The sequence below is a fragment of the Pseudoxanthomonas sp. 134C1 genome, from assembly GCF_057773065.1.
This window is the reverse complement of sequence record NZ_JBYMTH010000003.1, coordinates 395,955-410,059: the sequence shown is the minus strand read 5'-3', so window position 1 is coordinate 410,059 and position 14,105 is coordinate 395,955. Positions and strand designations below refer to the sequence as shown.

Below are 14,105 nucleotides of genomic sequence, written 5' to 3'. Positions count from 1 at the left end.
GCTTGCGCGGGCCGTTTCCTTTTTCACCATGGGCGAAAGCCGGATCAATTGACGCTGACCGCGCTCCATGCGCGCGCCACCGCGTTGTACTGGGCCGAGCCGGCGCCGTACAGATCGGTGGCCGCGTTGAGCGTGGCGGTACGGGCCTGCGGGTAGGTCGTCCCGGAGGTCATGTACACGGTCAGGGCGCGGTACCAGATGCGCTGGGCGGCGTCGCGACCGATGCCGGTCACGCCGGTATCGCCGTTGCAGACCAGTTGGCTGGCGGTGTAGCTGAAGCCGGCCGGCGAGACCGCGCCTTCGGCGAGCAGGTAGAAGAAGTGGTTGGCCGGGCCGGAGGAGTAGTGCGGATCCACTCCGGCGAAACCCGCCGCCGGATAGCAGTTGTACGAGCGACCCGCGTCCGCGTCACCCGGGCGGAACATGTAGCGCAGCGCTTTCTTGCCGTCCGGATTGCTGCGGTAGATCTTCTCGCCAATCATGTAGTCGCCGGGATCACTGGCGTTGTTGACGAAGTACTCCACCATCGTGCCCATGATGTCGGAAGCCGCTTCGTTCAGGCCGCCCGCGTCGCCGGAGTACGCCAGGTTGGAGGTGGCCTCGGTCACGCCGTGGGTCATCTCATGCCCGGCCACGTCGATCGCCACCACCGGGTACCAGGTCGAGGTGCCAAGACCATAGGCCATGAATTTGTAGGGTGCGCCGTACCAGCCCGCGTTGCCGCCGGTGGCCGGGCCGCCGCCGCCGCGGAAGGTCACGTTGACGATGCTCTTCACGCCCACGCCGTCGTTGAAGATGCCGTTGCGGCCGAAGGTGTTCTTGTAATAGTCCCACGTGGCGGCCACGCCGAAGTGTGCGTCCGAAGCCTCGCTGGCCACCTGGGATTCGGCGTTGTTGCCCCAGTTGTTGTCGGCGTCGGTCATGATCGCGGCGGTGCTGTACACGCGACTGATTTCCTTGCCCAGGCCGTCACGGGTGTTGCCACCGCCACGGGTGGGATCCAGCATCTGGTAGCCGCCGCTGATCGAGTTGGTGGTGATGGCCACGTCGCCGAGGAACAGGGTCTGGCCGGTGCCGACGGCCGCGGCGGTGTGGATGATGTTCCAATAGTCCAGCACCTTGCCGCTGCGCGCATCGACGAAGTAGCGCATGTCGGCCTCGCCCTGGCTGTCGGAGACACCGCGCACCCGCACTTCGTACGCGAGCACCGGCTGCGCGCCGCGCGCGTAGATCACCAGGCCCTGGCTGCCGATGTCATCGATCTGGCCCTTGAAGTCCGCGCCGGCCGAGACCACCGCGGCATCGGCATCGATGCCGGCCTTGAGTGCCGGCCGGCCGTTGCCGCGAAGGGTCAGGCTGGTGGATTTGAGCTTTCCATTCCTGGAGTGAATCACCACGTCGCCGCCGATTACCGGCAGGCCCCGGTAGCGGCGATCCATGCGCACGTGCTCCGTGCCGTCGCGATCGACGATAACATCGCGGGCGACGAACTCGTCGCCGTCACTGCTCTTCAGCGCGGCCGCGTGGCCCACGGCCAGGCCCTTCGCGCGACTGGCGGCCGGTGTCTGGTCCGCGTTGGCGCCGTACAGCGGAGAGGAGACGAGGATGGCGGCGATGGCCGTGGAGATGAGACTGTTCTTCCGTTGCATTGCTTGCTGACCCCTGTGGTGTGTGGATGTGGGTGTTGCGACAGCAGGATTCGGAACAGGATCGGAAGCGGGTGGGGCGCGCTCCATCGCGCGGATGTGGAGACGACCGGCGATGTCTCCACGTTGTTGTCCCGGGACAATTGGTGTCAATGGAAACGATGTGAAGAAAGACAGAGAATGACAGTTACCTTTTTCCGATTACGCTTGACATGTCCGCAGTGGTTGACGCCGTATGGAAAAGCCGGTCATGCGGCGGGTCATGCGCGTCCGCGTGGCGACGTCCGATGAGCGGGCGGCACGCATGAATCGGCGGCGGGAGGAGATTCTCATTCTCGGTTCGGGCGCCATCGGCCTGTCGACCGCGCTGATGCTGCTGGAAGCCGGACGCGAGGTCCGCGTGCTTGAAGCGGGCGAACACATTGGCGCCGGCGCCTCGCACGGCAACTGCGGCACCATCACCCCCAGCCACGCACCGCCGCTGGCCGCGCCCGGCGTGGTGAAACAGGCGCTGCGCTGGATGCTGACGCCGGATGCACCGCTGTACCTGAAACCGCGCGTGGATCCCGCCTTGTGGCGATGGTTGCTGCGTTTTTCCGCGCGCTGCAATCCGCGGGACTGGCTGGACAGCGCGCGGGCGCGCGCCGCCCTGCTCGACGATTCGCGCAGGCGCCTGGCGACCTGGGTGGCGCGCTATCCGCTGCGCTGCGAGTTCCAGGAGGAAGGCCTGGACTATGTATTCCGCGATCCGCGCAACTTCGAGCGCTATGCGCATGAGTGCGAATCGCTGCGGCGCCTGGGCATCGCCAGCGAGGTGATGGGGGGCGCCGACTACGAAGCCGAGGAACCGGCGATGCGCGAAGGCGTCGCCGGCGCGATCCGGTTTCCCGGCGATGCGCGCCTGCGGCCGGATCGCTACGTCGCCGAGCTCGCGCGCGTGGTGCGCGAGCGGGGCGGGGTGATTGAAACCGGATGCCGCATCCTCGATTTCGAGGATGGTCCGGAAGGCGTGCGGATGCGTACTTCGCTGGGCACGCGGCAGGGACGCGAAGCGGTGTTCGCGCTCGGCGCATGGACGCCGGAGTTCGCGCGCCGGCTGGGCCTGCGCATTCCCATCCAGCCGGGCAAGGGCTACTCGGTGACCTACAGCCGTCCCGCGCGGGTGCCGAAGCGGCCCCTGGTGCTGAAAGACCGATCGGTCTGCGTGACCGTGTGGGACAGCGGCTTCCGCCTGGGCAGCACCATGGAGTTTTCCGGCTACGACGATCGTCTCAACGAAGTCCGGTTGGCCGCGCTGGAGCGCGGTGCGCGCGAATTCCTGCGCGATCCCGTAGGCGACGTCGTGCAGGAACGCTGGTGCGGCTGGCGGCCGATGACCTGGGACGATCTGCCGCTGCTGGGCCGCGTGCCCCGGCATCCGAATCTGTGGCTGGCCGCCGGCCACGGCATGCTCGGCATCAGCATGAGCGCCGCCACCGGCCAGCTGATGGCCGATCTCGTCACCGGCCGCATGCCGGCCTTTGATCCCTCTCCCTATCGACCGGAGCGTTTTTCATGAACCCGCAGACCCACTTCGACCTGATCGTGATCGGCGGCGGATCCGGTGGCCTCGCCGGCGCCTTCCGCGCCGCGGCGCATGGCGCGCGGGTCGCCTTGCTGGAACCGGCGGAACTTGGCGGCACCTGCGTCAACGTCGGTTGCGTGCCGAAGAAGGCGATGTGGCTGGCGGCCGACACCGCGCAGCGCATCGCGCTGGCAGCGCAGCTGGGTTTCCAGTTGGAATCGCGCCCGCTCGACTGGCGGGAGTTCATCGTCCACCGGACCCGCTACATCGCGGGCATCCACGCCAGCTATCGCAAGCGACTGGATGAAAGCGGCATTGTCTGGATGCCATGCCGCGGCCATCTGATCGATGCGCATACCGTGGAAAACAGCGATGGGGCGCGCCTGCGCGGCGAACGGATCCTGATCGCCACCGGTGGCCGGCCGCGTCGCCCGCCGGTGCCCGGCGCGGAACTCGGCGGGGTGTCCGACGACTTCTTCCAGCTCTGCGAGCCGCCATCACGGGTGGCGCTGATCGGTGGCGGCTACATCGCGGTCGAACTGGGCGGCGTGCTGCAGGCGCTGGGCAGCCAGGTGGAACTGTTCGTGCGGGGCCAGCGCCTGCTGGAAGGCTTCGATCATGAGCTGGCCGCGGATCTGCTCGAGGACAGTCGCCAGCACGGCCTGCACGCGCACTTCGGCCATGCGCTGGCGGAACTGCAGCCGGCCGGCGACGGCAAGGTCGTGTTGCTGGATGCCCATGGCGAGCGCAGCGAACCGTTCGATCGGGTGTTCTTCGCCACCGGACGCGTCCCCAGCACCGCCAGCCTCGGCCTGGAGAACGCCGGTGTGACCGTGGACGCGCGCGGTTTCGTGCAGGTCGACGAATGGCAGGACACCAGCGTGGCGAACATCCATGCGGTCGGCGATGTCACCGCGGGTCCGGCGCTGACACCGGTGGCGATCGCCGCGGCGCGCAGGTTGATGGATCGCCTGTACGGCGGCAAGCCGGAATCGCGTCTGGATTTCCGCGACATCGCCACGGTGGTGTTCTCGCATCCGCCCATCGGCAAGGTCGGCCTGACCGAGCAGGAAGCCCGTGCCAGCTTCGGCGATGCCGCCGTGCGCATCTACCGCGCGCGTTTCCGTCCGATGCTGCATGCGCTGGCCGACTCGCCGCAGCGCAGCCTGTTCAAGCTGGTCTGCGTGGGCGAGGAGGAAAAGGTGGTCGGCCTGCACCTGCTGGGCGAGGGTGCCGACGAAATCCTGCAGGGCTTCGCGGTGGCGATCCGGCGCGGCATCACCCGCCGGGATCTGGAAGACACCGTGGCCATCCATCCGACCTCGGCCGAGGAAGTGGTGCTGATGCGTTGAGGTGGCGGTCGAAGGGACGATCCGACCGGCGGCGGGCCGTGCCGACGGTTGGGTGACCTCCGGCACCTGAGCCCCCCGGTGGCCGGCGCTATGGTGCGCCGGTACAGGCAGGAGAGCCGCCATGCACCAGGACGTTCCCGTGACCACCGCCGCGCCCGGGGAAGCCGGCGCCGCGCTGACACCCATCGATGCAGGAGATCGCATCGCCGCGCTCGACATCATCCGCGGCTTCGCCCTGATCGGCATCTTCCTGATGAACGTGGAATGGTTCACCCGTCCGATCAGCGAGTTGGGCCGGGGCATCGATCCCTCGCTGCACGGCCTGGACTACGCGGTCAGCTGGCTGGTGTACGTGTTCGTCCAGGGCAAGTTCTGGACCCTGTTCTCGCTGCTGTTCGGCATCGGCTTCGCGGTGATGCTCGGACGCGCGGAGAACCGCGGCCGTGCGTTCGTCACGCCTTACCTGCGGCGGATCCTGGGGCTGTTCCTGTTCGGCATCGCCCATTTCATCCTGGTCTGGACCGGCGACATCCTGCACAACTACGCCATCACCGCCCTGGCCCTGCTGCTGGTGGTGACCCGCAACTGGAAACTGTGGCTGGGCCTGTTGGTGTCGTTCGCGGCCACGGCCGCCGCCCTGAAGTCGGGGGCGTTGATGGCGTCCATCGCCGTGCTCGTGCTGGTCGGCGTGCTGATGTTCTTCCTGCATCGCGGCAGCCTGGCGCGCTGGTGGAAGTGGGGCGTGACCTTGTACTCGCTGATGTTCCTGCTCGGCCTGATCGGTGCGGGCGTGACCGCGATCTATCCGCAGATCCGCTCCCCTGAAACCGCCGAGCAGATCGGCAAGCGCCAGGAGCGCCTGGCGGAGCGGGCGAAGGAAAGGATCGAGGAGATCCGCATCGACAGCCGCGGCAGTTACGCCGAGGCCGTCCGTTATCGCGCCGGCAAGTTCGCGGAGGACATGCCGGACGCGGCGGGGCTGAGTTTCATGGCGCTGCCGATGTTCATGATCGGATTCTGGTTCGTCCGCGCGGGCGTGGTGGCGCGGTTGCGCGAGCACAGGGCGTTGTTCCGGAAGCTGGCGGCGTGGACATTGCCGATCGGCATGGCGATGACCCTGCTGAGCGTGTGGCTGGTGCCCAGTTTCCCCGGCGACGGGATGGGCGGGCGCGATCCGGCGCGGATGGCGGCGGTGTCGCTGTTCCAGCTGGGGGCGCTGTTGCTGTGCCTCGGCTACTTCGCTGGCCTGGTCCTGCTGCTTGGCACGCGCGCCGGCCGCTGGTTGGCGCCGCTCGGCCATGCCGGCCGGATGGCGTTGACCAACTACATCGGCGCCTCGGTGATCAGCACGCTGTTCTTCTTCGGCTACGGCCTGGGTTACTGGGGACAGCTGTCCCGGCCCGGCCAGATGGCTTTCGTGGCGGTGGTGTTCGCCTTGCAGGTGACTTTCAGCTGGCTGTGGCTGCGCCATTTCCGCTATGGACCGCTGGAATGGGCCTGGCGCGCGCTGACTTACTGGCAACTGCCGCCGATGCGCCGCAAACGCTCCGTCGCGGCAACAGCGGATGGAACGGTGCATCCGGCCTGAGCCGAACCGCACCAGGTTTAGAATGCGCGCATGGATGAGCGCATTCCCCCGCACGCGTCACGCCTTCCTTCCGTTCGCCCCCCGGCCCTCGTCTCCCGATGAGCGGTGCCGGCCAGGACGACGAAGCACAGCAGGACGAATCGGCCAGCGCGGTGCTGGATCCGGAGGCGGCGCCCTCCGGAACAGTCACGCCGCGCCCGCTGCTCGGCGGCTTCGCCCTGGCGGCGCTGGGCGCGATCGCGTTCTCCGGCAAGGCGATCATCGTCAAGTTCGGCTACCGCTACGGGGTGGATGCGGTCACCCTGCTGGCGTTGCGCATGCTGGTCGCCTTTCCGTTCTTCCTGCTGATGGGCGCATGGGCTGCCCGCCGCGCCGCGCCGCTGGCGCCGGGTGATGGACCGAAAATCGTCGGGCTCGGCTTCTTCGGCTACTACCTGGCCAGCTTCCTGGATTTCGCCGGCCTGGCCTACATCACCGCCACGCTCGAACGGCTGATCCTGTACCTCACCCCGACCCTGGTCCTGGCGATCGGCCTGTTGGTATTCCGCCGCCGCGCTCGCCGCGCGCAACTGGTGGCGCTGGTGATCAGCTATGCGGGCGTGCTGCTGGCGTTCGGCCACGACTGGTCGCTGGGCGGAGGCAATATCGCGCTGGGCAGCCTGCTGGTGTTCGGCAGCGCACTGGCGTACGCCATTTACCTGGTCGGCAGCGGCGAAATGGTGCGTCGGGTGGGCGCGGTGCGCCTGACCGCCTACGCCAGCAGCGTGGCCAGCGTGCTCTGCATCGGCCAGTTCCTGCTGCTGCGGCCAGCGGCGAGCCTGCTCGACGTTCCGGCACCGGTCTGGTGGCTTTCGCTGCTCAACGGCACCGTCTGCACCGTCCTGCCGGTGTTGATGGTGATGATGGCGGTATCGCGGATCGGATCCGCGCTGGCCGCGCAGATCGGGATGATCGGACCGGTATCGACCATCGTGCTCAGCCTGCTGCTGCTGGGCGAGCCGATGGGGGCGTGGCAGATCGCCGGCACCGTGCTGGTGATGGCCGGGGTGTTCGTGGTCTCCCGGCAGAAGGCGGCATGAGGCCCGCGCCTTCATCCGCCAACGCGACCGGCGCGGGCACAATGACCGCATGAACACCACCAGCACTCCGCCGCCCGCCATTGCCTTGCGACCGTTGCTGTGGCTGGTGGCGGCCGGGGTGTTCATGCAGATGCTGGACAGCACCATCGTCAACACGGCGCTGCCGGCGATGGCCCGGGATCTTGGCCAGTCGCCGCTGCGCATGCAGGCGGTCGTGGTGGCCTATGCGTTGACCGTGGCGATGCTGATTCCGGCCTCGGGCTGGCTGGCGGATCGCTTCGGCACCAAACAGATCTTCATCGCCGCGGTCGCGCTGTTCACGCTGGGCTCCCTGACCTGCGCGGTTTCGCAGGACCTGCCGCAACTGGTGGCTTCGCGCGTACTGCAGGGCATTGGCGGGGCGATGCTGCTGCCGGTCGGGCGACTGGCCGTGCTGCGCGCGGTCCCACGCAAGGATTTCCTGGCGGCGATGAGCTTTGTCACCGTTCCCGGCCTGATCGGTCCGCTGATTGGCCCCACCCTTGGCGGCTGGCTGGTGGAAGTCGCGTCGTGGCACTGGATCTTCCTGATCAATCTACCGCTGGGTGTGCTCGGCGCGGCAGCCGCACTGCGCTGGATGCCGGATCTGCGCGGGCCGCGGGTGCGTTTCGACGCACTGGGCTACGTGCTGCTGGCATTCGGCATGGTCGCGGTGTCGCTGTCGCTGGACAGCCTGTCCGATCATGCGGGCAGCCGCGGGGCGATGATGGTGCTGCTGGTGTTCGGTCTCGCCGGACTGGTGGCGTACTGGCTGCACGCGGCAAGGGCGCCGCGTCCGCTGTTCCCGCTGGCGCTGTTCCGGGTGCCGAGTTTCAGCATCGGCCTGCTCGGCAACCTGTTCTCGCGCATGGGCAGCAGTGGCATGCCGTTCCTGATCCCGCTGATGCTGCAGATCGGCCTGGGTTTCTCGCCGATGTCGGCGGGCATGCTGATGATCCCGGCCGCGCTGGCGGGCATGTTCTCCAAGCGCATCGTGGTGCCGCTGGTGCAGCGCCTGGGCTACCGCAAGGTACTGGTCGGCAACACGGTCCTGGTGGGACTGGCGATGGCCAGCTTCGCGCTGGTGTCGGCGGACCAGCCGATGTGGGTGCACCTGATCCACTTCGCCTGTTTCGGCGCGGTGAACTCGCTGCAGTTCACCGCCATGAACACCCTGGCGCTGCGTGACCTCGATGGTGATCTGGCCAGCAGCGGCAACAGCCTGCTGTCGATGACGATGATGCTGGCGATGAGTATCGGCGTGGCGCTGGCCGGCAGTCTGCTGGGCATGTTCGGCAATCTCACCCTGCATCCGTTGCAGGGGCAGGCGCTGTCGGCGTTCCGCTGGACCTTCGTCTGCGTGGGCCTGATCACGATGGCGTCGGCGGCCATCTTCGCCCAACTGCAGCCGACCCACCGGATCCCGCCATCCAGCGTGAAGCGCGCCGATCCAGGCTGATGGGCACGCGTGCATGGACGGAGCGTCGACGAACTAGCGGCCCACCGGCACGCTCGCCTCCGCCAGCCAGTCCACCACCGCCTGCAATGCGTCCAGGCGTCCATCGCCGGCATGCCGGCGCTCGCGATAGATCGCCAGTTGCCGGTGCGCGCTGGTGCCGTGCTGGAGGATCCGCCAGATCTGCTCGAAGGCATCGCCGGCATCCAGCGCGGCGATGTCCTCTTCCAGCACCTGCTGGGTACTGCGCAGCATTTCCCTGACCGGCACCAGGCGACCGCTGGCCAGATCGATCAGGCCGGCGTCGTAGCCGTGACGCTGCGCCCGCCACAGGTTCTCCGCGATGATCGCCTGCACGCCGGCATCCAGCCCCGCGTGCCGCTCCGGGTGGCGTTCGAGGTGCCGGACCAGGCAACGGAACAATTGCGCGAGCGCCAATGCGTCTTCGGCGTCGGTGCAGCAGTCCGGCACCCGCAGCTCAAGAGTGGGAAACCGCAACGAGGGCCGGATCGCCCACCACAGGAAACTGGCGTCCTCGATCGTGCCGGACTGCACCATCCGCGCGACATAGCGGTCATAAGCCGCCTGGTTGGCGAACAGCGGCGGCAGGCCGGTGCGGGGGATTTCCTGGTACGCGGTCTGCCGGTAGCCCATCAGGCCGGTGGGATGGCCCATCCAGAACGGTGAAGAAGTGCTGATGGCCAGCAGCAGGGGCAGGAACGGTTGCAACCGCCGCAACAGATCGATACGCGCCGAGGTGTCGGCCGGTTGCACATGCACGTGCAGGCCGCAGACCAGGTTGCGATGGCCGAGCATCTGCAACTGCTCCATCACCCGGTCGTAGTGCGGCTTGTCGGTGCTGCGCTGATCGCGCCACAGGCCCATGGGATGGGTGCCCGCGGCGAGGATGGAGAGACCGTGTTCGGTGGCGACGGCGCCCACCGTGCGGCGCAGATGATGCAGATCGCGCCGCGCTTCCTGGGGATCGTGATGGACGTGGGTCTGCACTTCCACCTGGGTCTGCAGCAGCTCGCTGCCCACCCGATCGCCCAGAGCCTCATGGCAACGGGCGAAGAACGCCTGCGGCATGTGCCGCAGCCGGCGGCGATTGCGGCGAACCAGGAAGTACTCTTCTTCGAGTCCGAAGGTGTAGGGATGTGCCTGCACGTGCAGCCTGTCCGGGAAGGAACAGGCCGGTTATCGCATCGTGGGGGTAAACGTATCGTTCAGACGCGCCACATCGCCGGTGTGGGCGATGTGGCGCGCGGACTTACTTGCCGAGATATTTGCCGAGGAAGGCTTCCATGCGCCGGTACAGCTCGGCGCGGTTTTCCGGCTTGTAGAAGCCGTGTCCCTCGCCACCGACCACCAGTGTTTCCACGGGCGTGCCCTGTTTCTTGAACGCGCTTTCCAGCGCGTTGAACTGGTCCATCGGCACGCGCTGATCCAGACGGCCCTGCACCAGCATCACCGGGATCTTGATCTTGTCGACATTGCGGGCGGGCGAGTTGGCGGCCAGCGTGGCCGGATCGTTGCCCAGCACGCGATCAAGGTAGCGACGTCCGGACTTGCTGTCGTTGATGTCGCCTTCCTTGTGCATCACCTGCAGGTCGTAGACGCCGACATACCCGATGGCGCACTTGTAAAGCTCAGGGTATCGGATCGGATTCATCAGCGCGGCATAGCCGCCGAAACTGGCGCCGTAGGTGCAGATGCGGTCCGGATCGGCCAGTTTGTTGTCGATGGCCCAACGCACGCCATCGGCGATGTCGTCCATCATCTTCCCGCCCCATTCACGGTAGCCCAGTCGCTGGAATGCTTCGCCACGCCCGCCAGAACCGCGTAGCCGCGACTGGCGAGGAACTGGACGTCGTCGTCGAACGTCCAGCTGTCATATGGGCCGTAGGGACCGCCGTGCGCCATGACGACCAGCGGCTGCGGGCCGGTGGCCCCAGCCTTGGCGGTGTAGAAGCCGAACAATTTCAGACCGTCGCTGGCCTTGAATTCGAATGGCCGCATCGGTGCCATCTGTTCCGGCTTGATCCACGGACGGACCTCGCTGATCAGCTGCACCTTGCCGGCGTCACGATCCAGCACGTAGTAATTGCCCGAATGGCGATCGGACCAGGTGCTGAACAGTACCTTGCGGTTGTCGCGGCTGAAGTCGATGATGCTCGCCATCTGCCCGGGAAACGTCTTGAGCAGACCCGCGTGCAGCTTCGCCCACTCGGAACCGTTGTCCAGGTAGCGGATGGACGGCTTGTCGGAATCGAAAATCACCCCGAACGGGACACCATCATGACCGGCGTACAGCAGGCGGCTGACCGCAGCATCCTCGCGACCGATCAGCAGGTTGCGGGTCCCGGCCGCGAAGTCGATGCGGAACAGTTGCGCGGGCTCCTGTTTGTCGGACACCAACGCGTAGGCAGTGTTGTTGTCGGCGTCGAAACTCAATCCATACATCGTGTAGCCAGCCAGTGACGCTGGCACCGCTTGCCAGTCGGCGCCGGGTGTGGGGCGGTAATGCAGCACCGGTTCGTCATTGCCATCGTGGGTGATGCGCAGGCGCGGCCTGCCGGTGCGGTCGTAATAGAAACTGGCCGGCTTGGATGAACGCTCGATTTCCTTGCGGGTACCGGTGCGCGTATCCACCTTGTAGACGACCGTGGGCGACTCCTCTCCACACACGCCCGACCAGCAAGTGAAATCGACCAGGATGCTGCCCGGCTCACTTTCCAGAATGTGATCGACCGCGGCAAATCCCTGGTCTTTGCGGCGCCCGCTGCGTACCCCGTCATCCTTGACATAGGCGAACAGGGTTTCCTGGGTCTTGCCATGGATATCCGAGGAAATCAGTTCACCATAGCTGTAGGGACGGGCATGCAGCGGTTCCATCTTGGCGCGCGATACCACGAGCTGGTCGTCGTCGCTCCAGATGGGGGTGGCCACATGCTGTTGCGGGCCGAAACGCAGGACCTGCACTTTGCCGCTACCGTCCAATGGGACGATCTGGAGTTGGGTCTCCAGCCCATCGGCGCTGGGAACCGCCATCGCGACGTGCTTTCCGCTGGGCGACATGGCGATGCCGCTGATTTCCCCGTGCTTGGCGAAGTTCTCCACCGGAATCGTCTGGCCCCACGCAGGCGCCGCCACCAGGCCACACAGCAGAGCGGCCCATTTAAATCCATTTGATGCGTACACGGTTCCTCCCCAGGAACTTGTGCGGGTGTGCGCGGATGGTGCCACCCGGGCGGGTAGCTTGTCACCGGGCGGCGCATCAGGGACGGGAAAGGAGGGCCGCAACAGCCCGGCGCGCAGTGTTCGGAGGGCGATCAGATGTCGGGCGATGCTCAGGCTTCAGGTCTCCAACTGCACCACGCCGTCAGCGCGGGGCACGGCGAAGTGTCCGGAATCAGCCATCAAGCAAAGCCGCGCCCTTGGGGCAGGAGCGGCGCGGGAATGCCAGCGCCGTCGCCACGGCTGCTGGCGGGGTGAATCGCCGCGATCAGACTTCCAGCGAAGCCAGATCGCCCTTGGTCTCCAACCAGGATTTCCGCTCGCTGGCCCGCTTCTTCGCCAGCAGCATGTCCATCAGCGAGTGGGTCTGGTCGCCGTCCTCGACGGTCAGCTGGACCAGCCGGCGGGTGTCGGGGTGGATGGTCGACTCGCGCAGCTGCGAGGCGTTCATCTCGCCCAGGCCCTTGAAGCGGGTGACGTTGACGGCGCCCTTGATCTTCTCGCGCTGGATCTTCTCCAGCAGCAGGCGCTTTTCTTCCTCGTCGAGCGCGTAGAACACCTGCTTGCCCACATCCACGCGGAACAGCGGCGGCATCGCCACGAACACGTGGCCAGCCTGCACCAGCGCCGGGAAATGGCGCAGGAACAACGCGCTCAGCAGAGTCGCGATGTGCAGGCCGTCGGAGTCCGCGTCGGCCAGGATGACCACCTTGCCGTAGCGCAGGCCGGAGATGTCCTCCTTGCCGGGATCGCAGCCGATCGCGACCGCCAGATCATGCACTTCCTGCGATGCCAGCACGCTGCCGGAGGCGACTTCCCAGGTGTTCAGGATCTTGCCGCGCAGCGGCAGGATCGCCTGGAAGTCCTTGTCGCGCGCCTGTTTGGCGCTGCCGCCGGCCGAGTCGCCTTCGACCAGGAACAGCTCCGTCCGCGACAGGTCCTGGCTGATGCAGTCGGCCAGCTTGCCGGGCAGGGCGGGGCCCTGGGTCACTTTCTTGCGGACGACCTGCTTCTCGGTCTTCAGGCGGGCCGCGGCGCGCTCGATCGCGATCTGGGCGATCTTCTCGCCCAGGTCCACGTGCTGGTTCAGCCACAGGCTGAAAGCATCGTGCGCGGCGCCCTCGATGAAACCGGCGGCCTGGCGCGAACTCAGGCGTTCCTTGGTCTGTCCGCTGAACTGCGGGTCGGTCATCTTCAACGACAGCACGAAGGCCACCCGGTCCCAGACATCTTCCGGCGCCAGCTTGACCCCGCGCGGCAGCAGGTTGCGGAAGTCGCAGAACTCGCGCAGCGCGTCGGTCAGGCCGCTGCGCAGGCCGTTGACGTGGGTACCGTGCTGGGCCGTCGGGATCAGGTTGACGTAGCTTTCCTGCACCAGTTCGCCATCCGGTACCCAGGCCACCGCCCAGTCGACGATCTCGGTGTCCTTCTTGAGCTGGCCGACGAACAGATCCGGCGGCAACAGCTCGCGGCCCTGCATCTCGCCCTTCAGATAGTCGCGCAGGCCGTCCTCGAAGTGCCAGGTATCGCGCTCGCCGGTGGATTCGTCATGCAGCTTGACGGTCAGCCCCGGGCACAGCACGGCCTTGGCGCGCAACAGATGGCGCAGTGCGCGCGCGTTGAACTTCGGAGTGTCGAAGTACTTGGCGTCCGGCCAGAAGCGCAGGCGGGTGCCGGTATTCTTCTTGCCGACGGTACCGACGGTTTCCAGCTTCGAGGCGGCATCGCCGTCGCGGAACTCCATCCGGTACTCGTTGCCTTCGCGCTTGATGAAGATTTCGACCTTCTTCGACAGCGCGTTGACCACGCTCACGCCGACGCCATGCAGGCCGCCGCTGAAGGTGTAGTTGCGGTTGCTGAACTTGCCGCCCGCGTGCAGGCGGGTGAGGATGAGCTCGACGCCCGGGATCTTTTCTTCCGGATGGATGTCCACCGGCATGCCGCGGCCATCGTCGCTGACCTCGCAGCTGCCGTCCTTGTACAGGGTGACCTCGATCTCGCCGGCATGCCCGGCCAGGGCTTCGTCGACCGCGTTGTCGATGACTTCCTGCGCCAGGTGATTGGGCCGCGAGGTGTCGGTGTACATGCCCGGGCGGCGCTTGACCGGATCCAGGCCGGAGAGGACTTCGATGTCGGCGGCGTTGTAACGACTGCTCATGAATTCG

General features: G+C 66.8%; 10 protein-coding genes. 5 read left to right on the top strand and 5 right to left on the bottom strand.

Features of this window, described 5'->3' with window-relative positions:
* Positions 1-44: 44 nt before the first annotated feature.
* The gene (locus AC3DEZ_RS09080; RefSeq protein ID WP_488387911.1) at positions 45-1,649 is read right to left on the bottom strand and encodes a M4 family metallopeptidase; all 1,605 of its coding nucleotides are present in this window, start codon (positions 1,647-1,649) and stop codon (positions 45-47) included.
* Positions 1,650-1,920: 271 nt separating this feature from the next.
* Between AC3DEZ_RS09080 and AC3DEZ_RS09075 the strand changes: the two genes are divergently transcribed.
* From AC3DEZ_RS09075 to mdtD, 5 genes are all read left to right on the top strand, one after another.
* On the top strand, positions 1,921-3,204 hold the full coding sequence (locus AC3DEZ_RS09075) for an NAD(P)/FAD-dependent oxidoreductase (RefSeq protein ID WP_488387954.1): 1,284 nt from the start codon (positions 1,921-1,923) through the stop codon (positions 3,202-3,204).
* Complete coding sequence (gorA, locus tag AC3DEZ_RS09070) at positions 3,201-4,562, top strand: glutathione-disulfide reductase (RefSeq protein ID WP_488387910.1); 1,362 nt, start codon at positions 3,201-3,203, stop codon at positions 4,560-4,562. Before AC3DEZ_RS09075 ends, gorA begins: the two co-directional genes overlap by 4 nt.
* Before the next feature lie 121 nt (positions 4,563-4,683).
* Positions 4,684-6,150, top strand: a complete 1,467-nt coding sequence (locus AC3DEZ_RS09065) for a DUF418 domain-containing protein (RefSeq protein ID WP_488387909.1) — start codon at positions 4,684-4,686, stop codon at positions 6,148-6,150.
* A gap of 98 nt (positions 6,151-6,248) precedes the next feature.
* The gene (locus AC3DEZ_RS09060) at positions 6,249-7,229 is read left to right on the top strand and encodes a DMT family transporter (protein ID WP_488387908.1); all 981 of its coding nucleotides are present in this window, start codon (positions 6,249-6,251) and stop codon (positions 7,227-7,229) included.
* A 49-nt stretch (positions 7,230-7,278) separates the two neighbouring features.
* Positions 7,279-8,706: a multidrug transporter subunit MdtD gene (mdtD, locus tag AC3DEZ_RS09055; protein WP_447102951.1), complete on the top strand. Its 1,428-nt coding sequence runs from the start codon at positions 7,279-7,281 to the stop codon at positions 8,704-8,706.
* A gap of 33 nt (positions 8,707-8,739) precedes the next feature.
* On the opposite strand, the gene AC3DEZ_RS09050 is transcribed toward mdtD, so the two are convergent.
* The 4 genes from AC3DEZ_RS09050 to parE form a co-directional block, all read right to left on the bottom strand.
* Positions 8,740-9,870 (bottom strand): carboxylate-amine ligase, encoded by a 1,131-nt coding sequence (locus tag AC3DEZ_RS09050; RefSeq protein WP_488387907.1) that lies wholly within the window; start codon positions 9,868-9,870, stop codon positions 8,740-8,742.
* 103 nt (positions 9,871-9,973) lie between these two features.
* Positions 9,974-10,510 carry an alpha/beta hydrolase family protein gene (locus AC3DEZ_RS09045; RefSeq protein WP_488387953.1) on the bottom strand — a complete coding sequence of 179 codons (537 nt, stop codon included), beginning with the start codon at positions 10,508-10,510 and terminating at the stop codon, positions 9,974-9,976.
* Complete coding sequence (locus AC3DEZ_RS09040; protein ID WP_488387906.1) at positions 10,480-11,904, bottom strand: alpha/beta hydrolase family protein; 1,425 nt, start codon at positions 11,902-11,904, stop codon at positions 10,480-10,482. Before AC3DEZ_RS09040 ends, AC3DEZ_RS09045 begins: the two co-directional genes overlap by 31 nt.
* Positions 11,905-12,208: 304 nt before the next feature.
* Positions 12,209-14,098, bottom strand: coding sequence for a DNA topoisomerase IV subunit B (parE, locus tag AC3DEZ_RS09035; protein WP_488387905.1), 1,890 nt, complete (start codon positions 14,096-14,098; stop codon positions 12,209-12,211).
* Positions 14,099-14,105 lie beyond the last annotated feature (7 nt).

What these genes read in the sequence shown, in the direction of transcription:
- AC3DEZ_RS09080 (WP_488387911.1), bottom strand. Translation starts at nt 1,649, where the DNA reads ATGCAACGGAAGAACAGTCTCATCTCCACGGCCATCGCCGCCATCCTC.
- mdtD (WP_447102951.1), top strand. Translation starts at nt 7,279, where the DNA reads ATGAACACCACCAGCACTCCGCCGCCCGCCATTGCCTTGCGACCGTTG.
- parE (WP_488387905.1), bottom strand. Translation starts at nt 14,098, where the DNA reads ATGAGCAGTCGTTACAACGCCGCCGACATCGAAGTCCTCTCCGGCCTG.
- AC3DEZ_RS09065 (WP_488387909.1), top strand. Translation starts at nt 4,684, where the DNA reads ATGCACCAGGACGTTCCCGTGACCACCGCCGCGCCCGGGGAAGCCGGC.
- AC3DEZ_RS09060 (WP_488387908.1), top strand. Translation starts at nt 6,249, where the DNA reads ATGAGCGGTGCCGGCCAGGACGACGAAGCACAGCAGGACGAATCGGCC.
- gorA (WP_488387910.1), top strand. Translation starts at nt 3,201, where the DNA reads ATGAACCCGCAGACCCACTTCGACCTGATCGTGATCGGCGGCGGATCC.